General features: G+C 68.5%; 18 protein-coding genes and 2 tRNA genes. 9 read left to right on the forward strand and 11 right to left on the reverse strand.

Annotated features, from left to right (window positions below):
- Positions 1–9: 9 nt before the first annotated feature.
- The 4 genes from ACT3UF_RS18325 to ACT3UF_RS18340 all read right to left on the reverse strand — a co-directional run bounded on the left by ACT3UF_RS18325 (position 10) and on the right by ACT3UF_RS18340 (position 3,455).
- Positions 10–828, reverse strand: coding sequence for a CHAD domain-containing protein (locus ACT3UF_RS18325; RefSeq protein ID WP_444501888.1), 819 nt, complete (start codon positions 826–828; stop codon positions 10–12).
- Between the two features lie 186 nt (positions 829–1,014).
- The gene (locus tag ACT3UF_RS18330) at positions 1,015–1,740 is read right to left on the reverse strand and encodes a GOLPH3/VPS74 family protein (protein WP_441442948.1); all 726 of its coding nucleotides are present in this window, start codon (positions 1,738–1,740) and stop codon (positions 1,015–1,017) included.
- A gap of 70 nt (positions 1,741–1,810) precedes the next feature.
- Positions 1,811–2,533, reverse strand: coding sequence for an ABC transporter permease (locus ACT3UF_RS18335; RefSeq protein ID WP_442331693.1), 723 nt, complete (start codon positions 2,531–2,533; stop codon positions 1,811–1,813).
- Positions 2,534–2,567: 34 nt separating this feature from the next.
- Positions 2,568–3,455 carry an ABC transporter ATP-binding protein gene (locus ACT3UF_RS18340; protein WP_441442950.1) on the reverse strand — a complete coding sequence of 296 codons (888 nt, stop codon included), beginning with the start codon at positions 3,453–3,455 and terminating at the stop codon, positions 2,568–2,570.
- Between the two features lie 149 nt (positions 3,456–3,604).
- On the opposite strand from ACT3UF_RS18340, the gene ACT3UF_RS18345 reads away from it, so the two are divergent.
- Together ACT3UF_RS18345 and ACT3UF_RS18350 are read left to right on the forward strand one after the other, a co-directional pair.
- Complete coding sequence (locus ACT3UF_RS18345; protein WP_444501887.1) at positions 3,605–4,753, forward strand: sensor histidine kinase; 1,149 nt, start codon at positions 3,605–3,607, stop codon at positions 4,751–4,753.
- Positions 4,750–5,352 carry a response regulator gene (locus ACT3UF_RS18350; RefSeq protein WP_441442952.1) on the forward strand — a complete coding sequence of 201 codons (603 nt, stop codon included), beginning with the start codon at positions 4,750–4,752 and terminating at the stop codon, positions 5,350–5,352. Before ACT3UF_RS18345 ends, ACT3UF_RS18350 begins: the two co-directional genes overlap by 4 nt.
- A 78-nt stretch (positions 5,353–5,430) precedes the next feature.
- Here the strand turns inward: ACT3UF_RS18350 and ACT3UF_RS18355 are convergent, their stop codons facing one another.
- Positions 5,431–5,763 carry a cupin domain-containing protein gene (locus ACT3UF_RS18355; protein WP_444501886.1) on the reverse strand — a complete coding sequence of 111 codons (333 nt, stop codon included), beginning with the start codon at positions 5,761–5,763 and terminating at the stop codon, positions 5,431–5,433.
- A gap of 177 nt (positions 5,764–5,940) precedes the next feature.
- On the opposite strand from ACT3UF_RS18355, the gene ACT3UF_RS18360 reads away from it, so the two are divergent.
- The 3 genes from ACT3UF_RS18360 (at position 5,941) to ACT3UF_RS18370 (ending at position 8,455) form a co-directional block, all read left to right on the forward strand.
- Positions 5,941–7,284 (forward strand): suppressor of fused domain protein, encoded by a 1,344-nt coding sequence (locus ACT3UF_RS18360; RefSeq protein ID WP_444501885.1) that lies wholly within the window; start codon positions 5,941–5,943, stop codon positions 7,282–7,284.
- A gap of 102 nt (positions 7,285–7,386) precedes the next feature.
- On the forward strand, positions 7,387–7,734 hold the full coding sequence (locus tag ACT3UF_RS18365) for a hypothetical protein (RefSeq protein WP_444501884.1): 348 nt from the start codon (positions 7,387–7,389) through the stop codon (positions 7,732–7,734).
- A 163-nt stretch (positions 7,735–7,897) separates the two neighbouring features.
- Positions 7,898–8,455, forward strand: a complete 558-nt coding sequence (locus tag ACT3UF_RS18370; protein WP_444501883.1) for an OsmC family protein — start codon at positions 7,898–7,900, stop codon at positions 8,453–8,455.
- A gap of 215 nt (positions 8,456–8,670) precedes the next feature.
- Here ACT3UF_RS18370 and ACT3UF_RS18375 read toward each other — a convergent pair.
- Positions 8,671–8,744 (reverse strand) — tRNA-Ile (locus ACT3UF_RS18375).
- 173 nt (positions 8,745–8,917) lie between these two features.
- Here ACT3UF_RS18375 and ACT3UF_RS18380 point away from each other — a divergent pair.
- From ACT3UF_RS18380 to ACT3UF_RS18395, 4 genes are all read left to right on the forward strand, one after another.
- A tRNA-Asn gene (locus tag ACT3UF_RS18380) sits at positions 8,918–8,989 on the forward strand.
- A 77-nt stretch (positions 8,990–9,066) separates the two neighbouring features.
- A complete protein-coding gene (locus ACT3UF_RS18385) occupies positions 9,067–9,534 on the forward strand; it encodes an OsmC family protein (protein ID WP_444501882.1) in 468 nt (155 codons plus the stop codon).
- Positions 9,531–10,022 (forward strand): peptide deformylase, encoded by a 492-nt coding sequence (locus ACT3UF_RS18390; protein ID WP_444501881.1) that lies wholly within the window; start codon positions 9,531–9,533, stop codon positions 10,020–10,022. The genes ACT3UF_RS18385 and ACT3UF_RS18390 overlap by 4 nt, the downstream gene beginning before the upstream one ends.
- Before the next feature lie 88 nt (positions 10,023–10,110).
- Positions 10,111–10,602, forward strand: coding sequence for a DUF3145 domain-containing protein (locus tag ACT3UF_RS18395; protein ID WP_441442959.1), 492 nt, complete (start codon positions 10,111–10,113; stop codon positions 10,600–10,602).
- Positions 10,603–10,773: 171 nt separating this feature from the next.
- Here the strand turns inward: ACT3UF_RS18395 and ACT3UF_RS18400 are convergent, their stop codons facing one another.
- From ACT3UF_RS18400 to aceE, 5 genes are all read right to left on the reverse strand, one after another.
- Positions 10,774–12,015, reverse strand: a complete 1,242-nt coding sequence (locus tag ACT3UF_RS18400; protein ID WP_444501880.1) for a beta-ketoacyl-[acyl-carrier-protein] synthase family protein — start codon at positions 12,013–12,015, stop codon at positions 10,774–10,776.
- A gap of 74 nt (positions 12,016–12,089) precedes the next feature.
- On the reverse strand, positions 12,090–12,338 hold the full coding sequence (locus ACT3UF_RS18405; protein ID WP_010551652.1) for an acyl carrier protein: 249 nt from the start codon (positions 12,336–12,338) through the stop codon (positions 12,090–12,092).
- Positions 12,339–12,464: 126 nt separating this feature from the next.
- A complete protein-coding gene (locus ACT3UF_RS18410) occupies positions 12,465–13,466 on the reverse strand; it encodes a beta-ketoacyl-ACP synthase III (RefSeq protein WP_441442961.1) in 1,002 nt (333 codons plus the stop codon).
- A 1-nt stretch (position 13,467) separates the two neighbouring features.
- Positions 13,468–14,415 (reverse strand): ACP S-malonyltransferase, encoded by a 948-nt coding sequence (locus tag ACT3UF_RS18415; protein WP_441443055.1) that lies wholly within the window; start codon positions 14,413–14,415, stop codon positions 13,468–13,470.
- Positions 14,416–14,526: 111 nt separating this feature from the next.
- Entirely contained in the window at positions 14,527–17,274 is a 2,748-nt protein-coding gene (gene aceE, locus ACT3UF_RS18420; RefSeq protein ID WP_441442962.1) for a pyruvate dehydrogenase (acetyl-transferring), homodimeric type, read from the reverse strand.
- Positions 17,275–17,465: the final 191 nt, after the last annotated feature.

Below are 17,465 nucleotides of genomic sequence, written 5' to 3' on the forward strand. Positions count from 1 at the left end.
CGACGACGGTCAGAGCAACGACGCGGCGCGGGCCACCAACTGGGCCCGGGAGACGCTCAGCGCGTCCCGCAGGCGCCCTACGAGGGTGGTGCTGCTGGCCCTTCCGGGGCTCTGCAGCCCGTCCAGGAACTCGGTGCCGATCACGGTGTCCTGCAACTCCCCGAGCACGTCCTGCACCTGCTGCGCCTCCTCCAGATGCGCCTGAGCGGCAGGCTCCACCGGAGCCAGCAGCTCGGCGGCATAGCGCCAGCGCTTGGCGGCTTTGCGCGCGGAATGGAGGGCATCCGGCTGCCCGCCCGCGGCGGAGAGTCGGCGCCTGACCGTGTCGCGGGCGCGTCGCAGCGTGTCCTCTGTCGCGGGCATCGCGAGCGACGGCGGCGCTGCGCTCCACTGCTCGAGCTGGCCGACGGCCCGCGCCCAGCGTGCGTCCTCGGCATGCGCGCGGAGGTCCGTGAGCGCCCGCTCGCGGGCGGAGGTCAGGGCCGCGGCGAGCGCGTGCTGCTCGCTGGACGGTGCGTCAGCGGAACGCGCGTCGGCGTCGGTGGCGCTGAGTGACTCCGCCAGGGGCAGCAGCAGCTCGGCGAGCACGTCGGCGTCCCGGACGGCGCCGAACCCGAGAGCGACCCACTGCAGGTCCGCGTCATCGGCGACCAGGTCGGGGAAGGACTGCGGGAACGTGCGCACGGTCGCACGGAGCCGGCGCAACGAGGTGCGGGTGTCATGGACCATCTCGACCGACGGTGCGGCGGCGAGATGCCGCACGCCCTCGAGCGCCCGCGTCGTATGCAGGGCGAGGTACGCGGTCAGGGGGTCACGGTCACTGCCCATCGTCGGCCTCCTCGAAGTGAACCGTCGCGGTCATACCCCCATCGAGACTACGGGGCCAGCGCGCTCCTGACGGCGGGCTCCTCACGGTGCCCTTCAACGACCGCTTCACCGCCGACTGGCCCCACCTGGTCAGCAGGTGGGGCCAGCCGCTGCCGATGAACGGTGAACCGCTGAAGGGACGTGGCGCTAGCTGCTCCGTGCGGCGGAGGAGGCGGCCGATGCCGCCAGCGCGCTGATGACCAGGAACGTCGACTGGGTGACGCTGAGGCCTGCTGCCTGGGCGCCCGCACTGCCGGCCTCGTACTCACGTGCCCGCTGGATGACTGCAGAGGTCCAGGGGATGTCCGGGTCCAGCTGGTGGAGCTGTGCACTCGCGGACAGCAGCGCGATCAGGGCTCCGGTCCGCGCACTGGCGCGTGCGCCATCCACCAGCACTGCCCGGATCTGGGAGAGCAGCTCCTCCCGCCGGGAGCTACCCAGTTCGATCCGCTCCCGGGGGATGAAGCCCAGAAGGGTCGTACGGCGCCGGCGCAGATGCCCCTTCGCGAGCAGCTTCTCGATGACCCGGCTGCGAAGGTCCGGCCCGACAGCTGAGATCACGGTCTGGGGGTAGCGGGACTTCCTGGCCAGGTAGTCCCATGCCGGGCGGAGCAGGTCCTCGTGAGGGGAGGAGCTCATGCGCGAGGTGATCCGGTCCGTCCCATCACCCGTCGCCTGCACCAGGTCGCGCAGCGCGAGCTCGGTGAGGGCCGCGCCTCCTAGGATGTAGAACAGGGTGTTCTCCCCGGCGATGCTTCCCGAGGTGGGCTGGAAGAGCAGGAGCAGCGTGTCCTCGGCGAGCGTCGTGTCGACGCTGTGCTCGGGGTGGGGTGACGGTGATCGATGGGCCGGCTGGTCGTGGTGCGTGGTCATGGGACCTCCTTCGATGGGTGCATGTATGTGCGTCGCGTATCCGGTGCGTTGCTCATCCGGCGCAGCGGTCTCAGCGGCGGGGCTCCCACCGGAAGAACCGCTGGGCGAGCGCGACGCCGACGGCCACCCAGGCGATGGTCGGCGGCAGCAGGAGCAGGTTGTCGACCAGGCCGGTGCCCCCGTTCCAGGCGTTGATGGTGAGCTCGGTCGCCGCTCCGCCGGGCAGCAGACGCTTGAGCATGCCGAGCTCCTCGGTACCGGTCAGTCCGATCCAGAAGGCCACCGCTGAGGTGCCCATGGTGATCGGGAGGGTGGTGATCTGGGCGTGCTCCGGGGACGTGGTGATCCCGGCCGTGGCTAGGGCCAGACCCACCATCATCGCCACCAGGGACAGGGCGGAGACGATCAGCAGCGGGATGCTCGCAGGGATCTCCGTGAGGACTGCCAGTACGACGAGCACGGCGGTGACCTGGAGCAGGCCGATCATGGCCGGCGGGCCGAGGATCCCGGCGAGGGCGGCCGCATCGCTGACCGCGGTGGAGCGCAGACGCTTGAGGAACAGGGTCTGGCGACGAGCGGCCAAGGTGGAGACCGCCGTGGTGTACAGGCCCATGCTGATCAGGATCATCATGAAGACCCCGGCGAGGAGGCCCATACCGGCGGGCACCTGGCCGAAGAGATCCCGCTGGGTGATGAGCAGCAGGCTCATGCCCACCGGGATCACGGTGGCGCTGAAGAAGACGAGTCGGTTGCGCAGGATCTGTTGGAATTCGCTGCGGGCGATGGTGAACATCGATCTGTCCTTAGGGTGTGGGGTGAGCGGTGGGTCAGTGACGGGAGACGGCACGGAAGACGTCATCCAGGCGCGTGGGTCCGGCGTCGAGGTCGCGCAGCACGGTGTTGCTCGCGTGCGCCCAGGTGAGCAGGGCGTGGAGATCCTGCTGGAGATCCTCGGTGCGGATCAGCTGCCTGTCGTGGTCCGTGGGTGAGCTCTGCAGCGGCAGGTGGGGGACCAGCTCCTCCTCGAGGGCGAAGCTGATGGTGCCGGGCAGAGTGCGGGTCAGCTCGCTGACGGTTCCCTGCCTCCGCAGGGTGCCCTCATGCATGAGGCCGATCCTGTCGGCCCGCTGCTGCGCCTCTTCCAGATAGTGGGTGGTGAGCACGATGGTCGCGCCGTCCTCACGGAGCCGGTCCACCGACTCCCAGAGGTCGTCGCGGGACTGGACGTCGAGCCCGGTGGTGGGCTCGTCGAGGAAGATCAGTTCGGGCGAGCCGTAGACGGCGGTCGCGAAGTCCAGCCGACGCTTCTCACCCCCGGAGAGGGAAGCGACCCTGACGTCGGCCTTCGAGGTAAGCCCGACCACGTCGAGCACCCGGCTGGGCTGGTCCTGGCGACCGGAGAGTCCACCGATCAGGGCCAGGGTCTCCCTCACGCTGAGGTCGGCGGCGAAGCCGCTCTCCTGGAGCATGATGCCGGTGCGATGGCGCACGGCCCGGCGGTCCATGGGGTCCTCTCCGAGGATCCTGACCCTCCCGGAGGTCGCGGGGCGGTGGCCCTCGATGACCTCCAGGGTGGACGTCTTGCCCGCACCGTTGGTGCCGAGCAAGGCGTACAGCTCGCCACGTCGGACCGAGAACGTGAGGTCCTTGACCGCGTGGAAATCGCCGTAGCTGATGTGGAGTTGTTCGATGTCGATGACTGTCGGTGAGTTCATGCCGCTATTCCACGCTCGTGGGCGCCACCACGGCAGTCGCGCTGCGTCACCAGCGGGCATGACGTTCTGTCACTTCCGGTGGTGCGGGGGATCCGAGATGATGAGTGGAGCAGAGCGCCCGTCGGACCCCTGGAGCGGAGGCAGAGCAGATGACCTCGACCTCCATCACCGCACGACGGCGCCTGCACCGGGCCACGGTGATCACCACCGTGGTGGCCATCGCCCCGGTCACGCTCGCGATCGTCGCCATCACCTCCGGCAGCTGGCAGGAGGCTCTCGTGTTCAGCCTGGGGGTGCTGGTCGCCTTCCTGGTGCTGCTGGAGTTCGAGCCCGCCCGGTATCCGCGATCCACGGCGCTCGCCGTCGCCTTCTCCTACGCGATCTGGATCCTCAGCGCCGCGCTGGCCATCAATCCGGTGGCCTTCTTCGGAGCCGCGATCCTCAGCGGGATGCTGATTCCCCTGCGACGCGGGCGGCACCTGGTGTGGATCGGCGGCGTAGGGGCGCTGATCGCCGCGATCGGCGGCCTGTACTTCGTGAACGAGCCCGTCACCTGGGTCGACCTGGTGCGCTTCGTGGTGATGCCGGGAGGGCTGAGCGTGTTCGTGGGAGCAGTGATCCTCCTGATCCAGAGCTATTGGCGGATCATCGACGATCTGGAGGTCGCTCAGGAGGCGGAGGCGGAGCTGGGGATCATGCGTGAGCGGATGCGCTTCGCCAGCGAGCTCCATGACATCCAGGGCCACACGCTGCACGTGGTGAACCTGAAGGTCGCGCTCGCCGAGGAGCTCGTCCACCGCGACCCCGCCCGCGCGATCACCGAGCTCCGCGAGGTGTACGCGCAGGTGGAGGAGACCATCAAGGAGACCAAGAGCCTCGCCTACGCCCAGCGCAGGCTCAACCTCCGCGCCGAGCTGGAGAACGCCCGGAACCTCCTGGCCGCCGCCGGGGTCACGGTGCGGATCACCCGCGCCGGGGAGACCCGCTCCGGGATCGGGGAGCTGCTGAGCCAGGTGCTGCGCGAATCGACGACGAACATCCTGCGCCATGCCCAGGCCAGCCGCGTCTCGATCACGCTCACCGACGGCGGGATCGAGATCGTCAACGACGGCGCGGCCATCGGCCCGGCGCCGGCCCTGCGCGGCCTGGAGACCTTACGCGCCCGGGTCGCGAGCGAAGGCGGCATGCTCACCGCGACGCAGGCCGGGGGCGAGTTCCGCACCACGGCCCACTTCCCTGCCGCGGACCCTGCCCCTGCCCCCGCCTCGTCAGAGCGTGTCGAGAGGAGGTTCCCGTGATCCGGATCGTGCTCGCGGATGATGAGGCTCTGCTGCGCTCAGCACTGGCCTCCCTGCTGCCCCTGAAGGCGGACATCGAGGTCGTCGGTGAAGCGGCAGATGGCGCTGCCGCTGTCGATGCAGTCATGGAGCATCAACCTGATGTGCTGCTCATCGACCTCGAGATGCCGGGCACGGACGGTCTCGCGGCGGTGGAGATCATCCGGCGGCGCCGCCCCGAACAGGTGATCCTCATGCTCACCCGACACGCCCGGCCCGGGGTGCTCCGTCGCGCCTTGAAGCTGGGCGTGAGCGGATTCGTGAGCAAAGCGGCCCATCCGGCCCTGATCGCCGAGGTGATCGAGACCCTGCATGCAGGCAGGCGCTGGATCGACCCCGAGATCTCGGCGCAGGCCGTGCTGGATGATTCCCCGCTCACCGACCGGGAGCTCGATGTGCTGCGCGAAACCCTCGAGGGCTGCTCGGTCGCCGAGATCGCGGCGCGGCTCCACCTCGCCGAGGGCACCGTCCGCAACTACCTCTCCAATGCCATGCACAAGACGCAGACCCGCACCCGGCGCGAGGCCGCCCGTTATGCGCGGGCTCGGGAGTGGCTGTGAGCGATGGGCTTGGGTGCCGAGGGGGCGTTCTGGCTGGTCAGGGGTTCGAACCCGCGACCGACGGATCAGGTGGGCGCCTCAGAGCTGCTTGACCACGGTCAGGAGGATGACGGAGTCTTCGACGGCGTCGAGCGAATGCGGCCCGTCGGGGACGGTCAGAAGGTCGCCCGGGGAGCCGTTCCATGACACCTCCCCGAACTTGAGAAGGACGCGGCCATTGAGCACCTGCACTGTGGCCTCACCAGGGTTCTCATGTTCGGACAGGCTTTCGTCGGCGCGGAGAGCGACGACCGTCTGGCGCAGTTGATGCTCATGACCTCCGAAGACAGTCTTCGCGCTCCGGCCGCTCGAGGCCTCACGGGCCTGGCCCAGCTCGTGACGGGCAAGGGCGACGAGGGAAACTCTCTGCATGAGGAGTGCTCCGATGTGTAGGGGTTGACAGTCGGTATGGAGAGCGTCCTCGCTCCAGGCCTGCCCGTCCTGGTCCCACGATCATCGCTTGTGGCGCATGCTGGGCGTATCGGAACGTCGGACATGGCTTCAACGTAGCCTGCGATAGAGCGTCAACCGGTAGATCCGCTCCACCTCATGGATGCTTCGCCCGAGTACACCAGACCCCCATCGCCCGCTGCAGACCAGGGCGCGCACGGACGAGTGCGGACCAGCTTCCGCACCGAGCTGGTCACGAAGCGGGAGGACGTCGTCGATGCCTCCTGGGCCGGAGGGGTGGAGCCTCAGCACGGGGTCGCGCCCCACGTGCGGATCGGGAAGAGCAAATGGTTCAACCTCCTATGGCTGATCCCGATCGGATTCTTCCTTCTCATCGTCGGTGCTGCCGTGGCGAAGGGGATCCGGGAGCTCCCGCGGGTCCAGGAATTCATCGCGCAATACCCAGGCGAGTCCGACCTCCCTGACGGTGCCCCGGTCGGGTTGCCGGCGTGGCTCGGCTGGCAGCATTTCCTGAACCTGTTCCTGATGATCTTCATCATCCGTTCCGGGCTCACGATCATCGCGGACCATCCCCGGTTCTGCGGGCGCGTCAGTGCGCCTGCGCGACGCCGGACCCGTCGCGTTGTCGGAGTTCCGGTGTCGACGTCTCTCTGCCAGACTCTCGTCATGGCAGCTCTCGACGCGATCCCGAACCACGTCTTCGATGCCCTCGGCACGGAGCCCATCGTCCTGGAGGACCGGATCGGCGGCTCCGTGATGGTCGTCGAGAAGCGCCCCGAGAACGGACCGATCACCCTGATCACCGCCGGGGCCTCCCAGATCCCCACCGACTCGGGTGAACGGGTCGAGCTCGCGGTGGAGGTGGTCGACGGTCAGCAGGGCGCCGCCCTGGTGGCGATGAGGATCGTCTGCGACGACATCGCGAACAACCGGCGCGTGCCGCCGATGGGCACGCCGTGGCGCAACAGCGAGCCGTTCCTCTCGGGCACCGGGATCTCTGCGATCCTCGCGACGGGCTCCCGGTGGGGCGCCGCCTTCGACGAGGTGCGCTCCGAGGACGGCGAGGTCCTCGGCCGCGTGTGCACCCTGCGACTGCTCACCGATGCCGAGGCGAGTCACATCGCCTCGAGCGGCTGGGATTCGTTGCGCGACGAGGCAGGATCTGTGGATGCCCTGCTGGACGTGACCCGGGGGAGTGCGGTCGGCGCGGCCGGACTGCCCGATGCGATGCCCGTGTTCCTCTCGAAGCTCCACGCCGAGCATCCTCCGCGGTGGGTGACGTTCACCGGCCGGGAGGTCCAGTCGGTCACGGGGCTCGAGTCGGAGGCCTATATGGACGATGCGAGCAACCACGAGGTCTGGTCCGTCGGGTCCTTCCGAGACCGCTTCCCCATGGTCGACGGATTCCTCCGCGTCGCAGTTCCAGGCCAGACGGCGCTGTTCACTGACGAGTCCGGCACCTTCGCGATCGAAGACGACTGAGATGCCCGTGGCGGACCTTCCCAGGTGGGACCCCGCCGGCGGTGCGCTGTGACCTCTTGCGAGGGGGCCGCGCGCCGGGTACCCGAGGCGTCGGGCTCGGGGATGGATCGTCCGCAGCTCGCACCGTCCGCCCCGGGCTCACTCCTCGTCGACGCCCAGCGCCTCGACGCCCACGCCGGCGACCGGCACGATCTGCACCGACAGGTGGAGGTGCCGTTCGAGGCGACCCTCGCTGATCTGCTGGCCCTGGTGATCGAGCCGTTCCTGAGGGCCGCTCCCCGGAGCGACTGGCACTGCCGCGTGGGAGGAACAGGCCGATGGCAGGACCTTGCGGAGGCAACCTGGGACCCACCGCGCCAGCACCTGTCCGCACACCTCTTCGCCGAGGATCGACCAGCCCGGGAGCTCGCTGCCGAGGGACTGATCGAGATCGCCTGCCGGCCACGGTGACACGTGCCGGAGCGCAGTCGAGTCGATCCTCCGCGTCCTGCGCCAGGAGCAGCGGCAGAGAAGCCGGGCTGATCCAGAAGCGCTCATGGCTCCAGATGACACTCGATGGCGGAAGGTTTCGCAGGTCTTGGTACCCACGGCAGGCCCTTCTATCGTCGCCGTCATGACCGCCATAGCAAGCATTCAGTCCGCCGTCCCCGACATCTCCGCCGAAGATCGCGCCGCTCGCCTCACGAACGCCGGCAGCGCATGGGCCGAGCGCATGGATGCCGATCGGTCGAAAGCCCATCTGACCTACGCGGTCGAAGGCGCCGGTGCCGGTTCAGTGGCAACGACTGTGCGCGCTGGCAAGCATTCCTTCGTCGTCGACGAGCCCGCAGCGCTAGCTGGCGATGACGCCGGGACCAGCCCCGTCGAATACGCGCTCGGCGCGCTGGTCGGATGCCAGGTCGTCGTCTATCGCCTCTACGCGCAGCAGCTCGGCATTCCGTTCGATGACATCGTCATCAGGGCCGAAGCCGATCTGGACGCGGCGCGTCTGTTCGGCGCCGACGAGTCCGTGCGTGCCGGGTTCTCCGAGGTGCGGCTTGATATCGAGCTCTCGGGACCGGAGACGAACGAGCGCTACGACGCGCTGCGCGAGGCCGTCGATGCCCATTGCCCGGTGCTCGACATCTTCCAGAATCCGACTCCGGTCAAGACCACCGTCACCCGCGCGTGATCACCGCCTTGCCGGTGTGATCACGGCCGGGGCAGGACTCCCCGGCCCGCTGCGGGCCGGGGTCAGGATCTGCTGCCGCCCCTGCGGGGCCCCTTCCTGCGCTTCCTGGTGGGGACGAGCGCAGCCAACAGCTCTAGGAGAAGGTCAAGGACCAAGGCCATGCCGGATCCTCTCTGGGGGTGACGGGACTCTTCGTTGAAGTCCCAGCTACGTCGTAGCCCAGGCGGGGCTTGAACCCGCGACCGACGGATTATGAGTCCGCTGCTCTGACCGGCTGAGCTACTGGGCCGTGCGCTCCTGAGGAGCGCACCCGAATCTACCGCACACGGGACACCGGGACGCACCCGAATCGGCGCCGTCGGAACCTGGGCTGCGCGGCGTTACCTTCGTCATATCAGCCGGTGGGAGGGCAGAACGGAGATGCGAGCACCGGCCAGATCCTGCTACAGTCGTTCAGGTCGATCCCGCATAGCTCAACGGCAGAGCACTCGACTGTTAATCGAGCGGTTCTTGGTTCGAATCCAAGTGCGGGAGCCCAGTACAGGAGCACAGCCCCGGAGATCATCCGGGGCTGTCCCATTTCCTGATGGTTCTCGTGAAGGAGAAGGACGATGCCCACCGTCCCCGATGACCGTTTCGAGCTCCCGGAGAGCTTCGGTCCCGGCAGCGTCTGGGCGGACCGCTCCGGTGCCCGCACCCTGGTGGGTCGCAACCAGCGCGGGGTCGAGATCCCGATCGGCCATGGCGACGGGGAGATCAACCCCGGTGAGCTGCTGAAGCTCGCGCTGATCGGCTGCGCCGGAATGAGCAGCGATGTGAATCTCGCTCGCCGCCTGGGGGATGACTTCCCGATGCGCCTGTGGGCCCACGGGGCCTCCGACGCGGCCGAGAACCGCTACCTGAGCATCGCCGAAGAGGTGCAGCTCGCGTTTGAAGGGCTCACCGAGAGCGAGATCGCCACCGTGGTGAAGGTGTTCGGCCGCGCGGTCGCCGCCGGCTGCACGGTCGAGCGGTCCGTCGTCCCCGGCATGGAGGTCACCCACCGCGTGCTCGGTGCTGAGCGGGAGGCGCAGGCATGACCATCCGCCCTATCAGGGTCGTCGGCGACCCTGTTCTGCGCACTGCCTGCGACCCGATCACGAAGATCACCGATGGCACCCGCGCCCTGGTGCGCGACCTGCTGGACACCGTGGACGACGAGGGGCGGGCCGGTGTCGCCGCCAATCAGATCGGGGTGAACCTGCGTGCTTTCTCCTGGCACCTGGTGGAGAAGCAGGAGCTCGGATACATCTTGAACCCCGTCATCGTCGAGCTCTCCGAGGAGCTTCAGCACGACGACGAGGGCTGCCTGTCGGTGCCCGGGCTGTTCTTCCCGCGCACCCGCTCCGCCTACGCCCGGTGCATCGGCACGAACCTCGAAGGTGAGGAGATCGAGTTCGCGGGGGAGGGGCTCATCGCACGGCTCATCCAGCACGAGGTCGGTCATCTCGACGGTGCGCTGTACATCGACGGCCTCGAACGCTCGGTCAAGAAGCGGGCGTTGCGCCAGATCAGGGAGACCCTCTAAGCTCTACACCGACAGCCACCTCTGTCATCAGATCCATCCGCGGTACCGATTCGTTGGGGAAGACGCATCGGAGACCGGAAGGAACGAGATGACTCAGGGCGTTCTGTATATTCACTCCGCTCCGCGAGCCCTCACGCCGCATATCGAATGGGCCGCCAGCGGAGTTCTCGGCGTGCCCGCACGCATCCGCTGGGAAGACCAGCCGGTGAGCCGTGGGCTGCAACGTGCCGAGATGACCTGGCGCGGGCGCGAGGACACCGGGGCCCAGCTGGTGAGTGCGCTGCGCGGCATGAACGAGGTGCGCTTCGAGGTCACCCAGGAGGCCACCGCCGCAGTGGACGGTGCCCGCTGGAGCTGCACCCCCGAGCTCGGCATCCATCATGCCGCCACCGATCATGCAGGGAACATCGTCCTCACCGAGGACCATGTGCGCGGCTGCATGGAACGGGCAGGGAACGACCCGCACGCCCTCCGCCATGAGCTCGACATCGCCCTCGGTGCCCCCTGGGACGACGATCTCGAGATCTACCGTCATGCTGGTGAGGGCGTGCCGATGCGGTGGCTGCACCGCGTGAGCTGAGCGCAGCTGCACTCATCCCTGGAGGCCCGGTCCGTGGAAGCCAAGCCCATGGAAGACCGGAACGGCGCCCGGAACACTCTCCGGTAAGGGAAGTGCTCCGAACGCCGTTCAGCGGACTGCGCGGTGGGCAGGGTGCTGCGCGGCGCGAGAACGCGCCGCGTGGCACGTCGATCAGGCGCTGGTGAAGACCACCGCAATGTCGTGGCCGCCGAAGCCGAACGCGTTGTTCAGCACGGCGATGTCGCCGCCCGGCAGCTCGGCCGGCGCGTTCTGTGCGATCCGCATCGGGGTCTCCGGGTCGAGGTTCTCGATGTTGATCGTCGGCGGGGCGAGGCGGTGGTGCGAGGCGAGGACCGAGAAGACGGACTCGAGTGCGCCGGCGCCGCCCAGCAGGTGGCCGGTCATCGACTTGGTCGAGGAGACCACGATCTGGTCCGTGACGCCGCCCAGCGCGGTGGAGACGGAGTTGAGCTCGCCGATGTCGCCCAGCGGGGTGGAGGTGCCGTGGGCGTTGAGGTGCACGATGTCCTGCGCGGCGACGTCCGCATCCTCGACGGCCTCGCGCACTGCGCTGGCCTGACCCTCGGGGGAGGGGGCGGAGATGTGGTGCGCGTCGGAGGCCATGCCGCGCCCGGAGGCGTAGGCGTACACGCGGGCACCGCGGGCGGCGGCGTGCTCCTCGCTCTCGAGCACCAGGATGGCCGCGCCCTCGCCGAGGACGAAGCCGTCGCGGTCCACGTCGTAGGGGCGCGAGGCGTGCTCGGGATCATCGACCCGGGTCGAGAGGGCGCGGATGTTCGCGAAGGCGGCGATGGTCATCGGGTGGATCGATGCCTCGGTGCCGCCGACGACGACCACGTCGGCCCGGCCGTCGCGGATCATCCCCATGCCCAGAGCGACCGCTTCGGCGCCGGAGGCGCAGGCGGAGACGGGGGTGTGGGCACCGGCGCGGGCGCCGAGCTCCATCGAGATGTTGGCGGCCGAGGAGTTCGCCATCAGCATCGGGACGGTGAACGGGTTGACCCGCCGGGCGCCGCGCTCGCGCACCACGTCCCACTGGTCCAGGGTGGTCCAGATGCCACCGATGCCGGTGCCGACCACGACGCCGAGCCGTTCGGGGGCGACCTCGGGGGCACCGGCATCGGCCCAGGCCTCACGTGCGGCGACCATGGAGTACTGCCCGGAGGGGTCCAGCTTCTTGGACTCGGGCCGGGTGAGGGAATCGAGAGCGCCGGGAACGATCTGGCAGGCGAAGTCCACGGACAGCCCGTAGCGCTCCTTCCAGTCGTTGTCGAAGGTGCGCGCGGTGGAGGTCCCGGCCAGAGCGGCCTCCCAGGTGGAGGTCACGTCACCGCCGAGCGGGTTGACGGTGCCGAGGCCGGTCACGGCGACACGAGAACGGGGAGCGGGCATACGGACCTCCGGGTCGGGGCGGCAGACGAAACGGCGACGCCCGGGACGGGATCGTCCCGGGCGTCAGGCGGGGCTCAGTTCTGGGCGCCCGCGATGTACTTGACGGCGTCGCCGACGGTCGCGAGGTTCTTGACCTCTTCGTCGGGGATGCGGACGTCGAACTTCTCTTCGGCGTTGACGACGATGGTCATCATCGAGATGGAGTCGATGTCGAGGTCGTCGGTGAATGACTTCTCGAGCTTGACGTCCTCGGTGGCGACACCGGTCTCCTCGTTGACGATCTCGGCGAGGCCCTCGAGGATCTCGTTCTCCGTGTGTGCCATGGGTGCTCCTTCAGGTGTGCGGATGTGTGGCGGTCACAGACTACCCGTGCTACCGCGCGGTAATCGGCCAGCGGGGATCGTGTCCCCCGTGAGGCGTGATGCGGGCGACAGTGCGCCCGCGACGGATCACGGCAGGATCAGGACCTGGCCCGCGTAGGCGAGGCCGGCACCGAAGCCGAACTGCACGAGCACGTCGCCGCTCTTGGCGGCGCCCTCCTCGATCAGACGGTGCGTGGCCAGCGGGATCGAGGCGGCAGAGGTGTTCCCGGTCTCGGCGATATCCCGGCCGATCACCACGGAATCAGGCAGCTTCAGCTGCTTGGCGAGCTCGTCGATGATCCGCATGTTGGCCTGGTGGGGCACGAACACGTCGATGTCCTCGATGCCGATCCCGGACTTCTCGAGCATCTCGCGGATCTTCTCGGCGGTGTGCCAGACGGCCCAGCGGAACACCGTGCGGCCGTCCTGCTCGAGGGTGGGCCACGGGCCGTTGCCGTCGCGGAAGTTCACCAGCGAGTTCGTCATCCGGATGGTGTTCCAGTTGTCGCCGTCGCTGCCCCACACGGTGGGGCCGATCTTGGGAGCGTCGCTCGGTCCGACGATCGCGGCTCCCGCGCCATCACCCAGCAGGAAGGAGATCGAGCGATCGGTGGGATCGACGAAATCGGAGAGCTTCTCCGCGCCGATCACCAGCACATGACGGGCGGCACCGGAGCGGATCAGCGAATCCGCCTGACCGATCCCGTAGGCGAAGCCGGCGCAGGCGGCGGAGATGTCATAGGCGATGACGTCGGGCCGACCCAGCTCTCCGGCCAGCAGCGTGGCCAGGGACGGGGTCGGGTAGGGGAACGAGACGGTGGAGACGATGATCGCGTCGAGCGTCTCCAGATCGATACCGGAACGCTCGATCGCCTCCTTGGCCGCTGTGAGCGAGAGGTCCTTGACGCCGACGTCCTTGCTGGCCCGCATGCGGGTGATGATGCCGGTGCGCTGCCGGATCCACTCATCGGAGGAGTCGATCGGACCGACCAGGTCGTCGTTGGGTACGACGACATCGCCGCGGGCCGCGCCATAGGCGAGGACCTGCGAGCCGGGGACGGTCTTCTGAGAGGTGAGGGCGACGGTCATGTCAGTTCTCCTGATCCGTGGGGGCGACGCCAGCATGTTCGCGCACCAGGGCACGGGCCGACTCGAGATCGTCAGGGGTGTTGAGGTTCGCCAGCGCGATCCCCTTCAGCTCGCGCTTGGCGAGCCCGGTGAGGGTCCCTGCGGGGGCGACCTCGATCAGCGCGGTCACGCCGCGCTCGCGCAGCGCCGCCATGCAGGCCTCCCAGTCCACGGGGGAGGCGACCTGGTTCACGATCAGCTCGAGGTAGCGGGCACCGGAGGTGATGACCTCGCCACCGGCGTTGGAGATCAGCGGCACCGACGGGTCCGAGGGGTGCAGGCCGGGCGCGAACGCTGCCAGCTCCTCGCGGGCCCCGGCCATGTACGGGGTGTGGAAGGCGCCGGCGACCTGGAGGGGGATCACGCGAGCCTTCGCGGGACCGTCCTCGACCAGGGCGGCGATCTTCTCACCCGTCCCGGCTGCGACCACCTGGGCGGCGGAGTTGATGTTCGCCGGGTGCAGGCCGTGGCGCCGGATCGTCGCGATGACGTCCTCGCGGGTACCGCCGACGACGGCCGCCATCGAAGTGGGCTCCGCCGCCGCGGCCTTCGCCATCGCCTGGGAGCGGACGGCGACCAGACGCATCGCGTCCTCGTTGCTCAGCACCCCGCCCAGTGCAGCGGCCGTGAGCTCTCCGACGCTGTGGCCGGCGAAGGCGTCAGCGGCGGGCAGGCCCTGCTCCTGGTACAGGGACGAAGCGGCGATGATGCCCGCGGCGACCAGCAGCGGCTGGGCCACGGCGGTGTCGCGGATGGTGTCCGCATCGGACTCGGTGCCGTGACGGAGCAGGTCGACGCCTGCCGGTTCGGACAGGGCTGAGAGCGCTTCCTCGACGCCGGGCAGTTCACGCCACGGGCTCAGGAATCCGGGCTTCTGCGCCCCTTGTCCGGGACAGACGATCGCGAGCACTGGTACCTCCAGGGAGAGACGGGGCACGGCCCGCTCGGAGGACGAGACGGGCCGGCTGGGGGAGAGACCGTCGGGCCTCCCGTCACGAGGATGGGCGGCCCGACGGGGCGATCAGGACTCGCCGCCGAAGGAGCCGGACTGGCCGGCGTTCACATTCGTCAGGTCGTACTTGTCGATGGCCTGGCGCACCACCGAGGGGTCCACCTTGCCCTCCTTGGCGAGCAGCTGGAGGGCCTTGACGACCATCGAGTGCGCATCGATCTTCAGGTGACGGCGAGCTGCCGGACGGGTGTCCGAGAAGCCCCAGCCGTCGGCTCCGAGAACGCCGTAGCGACCCGGGATCCACTCGCGGATCATGTCCGGGACCATGAAGTCGTAGTCGGAGGTCGCGACGAACGGACCCTCGACGCCTTCGAGTCGCTGGGAGATCCACGGGGTGCGCTGATTCTCAGGATGCAGGAGGTTGTGCTTCTCGACCTCCTGGGCCTCCTTGCGCATCTCGGTCCACGAGGTGACCGACCAGACGTTCGCCTTCACGCCCCAGTCCTCGGCCAGCAGCTCGCGGGCGTGCAGCGCCCACGGGACACCGACGCCGGAGGCGAGTAGCTGAGCTTCGGGGCCATCGCCGTCAGGCTTGGCCTCGAGCAGGTACATGCCCTTGAGCAGCCCCTCGACGTCCAGGCCTTCGGGCTCCTTGGGCTGCACCATCGGCTCGTTGTAGACCGTGATGTAGTAGAAGACCTCTGCGACGCGGTCGTCCTCGCCGTACATGCGCTGGAGACCGTCGCGGATGATGTGGCCGAGCTCATACCCATAGGTGGGGTCGTAGATCACGGCCCCGGGGTTGGTCGACGCGAGGATCGGCGAGTGGCCGTCCATGTGCTGCAGGCCCTCGCCCGCGAGCGTCGTCTTGCCGGCGGTCGCGCCGATCACGAAGCCCTTGGCCATCTGGTCGCCGGCGGCCCAGAAGAAGTCACCGGTGCGCTGGAACCCGAACATCGAGTAGAAGATGTAGAACGGGATCATCGGGAAGTCGTGCGTGGCGTACGAGGTGCCTGCCGCGGTGAAGGCTGCGGTGGAGCTGATCTCGTTGATGCCCATGTGCTTGATCTGGCCGGAGGTGGACTCCTTGTAGGCCAGGAGCAGATCGCGGTCGACGGAGAGGTAGTTCTGACCGTCGGGGTTGTAGATCTTCGCCGTCGGGAACAGCGAGTCCATGCCGAAGGTGCGGGCCTCGTCGGGGACGATCGGGACCCAGCGCTTGCCGGTCTCCTTGTCGCGCATGAGGTCCTTCAGCAGCCGCACGAGCGCCATCGTGGAGGCGATCTCCTGCTTGCCGGAACCGCGCTTGACGACCTCGTAGGCCTTGTCGCCGGGGAGGTTCAGCGGCTTGTGCTCGGTGCGGCGTGAGGGGACCGGACCGCCGAGGGCGGCGCGGTGCTCCTTGAGGTACTTCATCACCGGTGCATCGTCGTCCGGCAGGTAGAACGGTGCGTCGTAGACGCTGCCGGCGGATTCGAGCTGCTCGTCGCTGATCGGGATGCGCAGCGTGTCGCGGAGGGCCTTGAGGTCCTCGGGGGTGAACTTCTTCATCTGGTGGGTCGCATTGCGGCCCGCGAAGTTCTTGCCCAGGCGGTAGCCCTTGACGGTGTGGGCCAGGATCACGGTCGGCTTGCCGTTGCTCTCGGTGGCCTGCTTGAACGCTGCGTAGATCTTCTTCGCGTCGTGACCGCCGCGGTTCAGCTTCCACCAGATGTCCTCATCGGACATGTCCTCGACGAGTGCCTTGGTGCGGGGGTCGCGGCCGAAGAAGTTGTCGCGGATGAACCCGCCGGACTCGGCGCGGTAGGTCTGGTAGTCGCCATCCGGGGTGGCGTTCATCAGGTCGATGAGCGCGCCGTCGGTGGACTCTTCGAGCAGCGGATCCCAGCCCGCGCCCCAGATCACCTTGATGACGTTCCAGCCGGCCCCGCGGAACTGGCTCTCCAGCTCCTGGATGATCTTGCCGTTGCCGCGGACAGGGCCGTCCAGGCGCTGCAGGTTGCAGTTCACGACGAAGGTGAGGTTGTCCAGGTGCTCCTTGGCGGCGATGTGCAGGGCGCCGCGGGATTCCACCTCGTCCATCTCGCCGTCGCCGAGGAATGCCCAGGTGTGCTGCTCGCTGGTGTCCTTCAGGCCACGGTTCTGGAGGTACTTGTCGAAGGAGGCCTGCTCGATCGCGGCGACCGGGCCGATGCCCATCGAGACGGTCGGGAACTCCCAGAAGTCCTGCATCGCCCGCGGGTGCGGGTAGGAGGGCATCCCGTGCTCGCTGGAGACCTCCTGGCGGAAGCCGTCGAGGTCGTCCTGGGAGAGGCGGCCCATCATGTAGGCGCGCGAGTAGATGCCGGGGGAGGCATGGCCCTGGAAGAAGACGTGGTCGCCGCCGCCGGGATGGTTGCGTCCGCGGAAGAAGTGGTTGAAGCCGACCTCGTACATGGTCGCGATCGAGGCGTAGCTCGAGAGGTGCCCGCCGACGCCGATCCCGGGAGCCTGCGCCCGGTGCACCACCATCGCCGCGTTCCAGCGGTTGATGTTGCGCAGCTCCTTCTCGAGCTCGAGGTCACCGGGGTACTCCGGCTGCTGCTCGACCGAGATGGTGTTCACGTAGTCCGTGGTGAGCGACTCCGGGAGGTGGATGTCCTCTTCCCGGGCGTGCTGGATGACGCTCTGGACGATCTCGGAGGCGCGCTCGGCACCGCGGTGCTCGACGAGACCGTCGAACGAGTCCAACCATTCCCGGGTCTCTTCCGGATCCGGATCCTGGGCATGGCTCGGCAGGTTGATGCCGATGGGACGAGGGGTCTCGTGCGAAGTCACACTGTCCTTCTCTCTACGGGAGGGGGCGGACCGGCCGGGGGAGCGGGAATCGCCGGTGGGCCCTGCTCCGTCGGCCTCGGTGCGTGCAAGCCTACCGTTGCCAGGAGGGCGCGGGACCTCCACGCACCGTCCGCATCTGTGACACGTCGGACATCGAATTCTCCGGTGCTGGTACCAGGACTCTCGTCCCG

Source organism: Brachybacterium sp. AOP24-D1-21, assembly GCF_052378665.1.
Lineage (GTDB): Bacteria > Actinomycetota > Actinomycetes > Actinomycetales > Dermabacteraceae > Brachybacterium.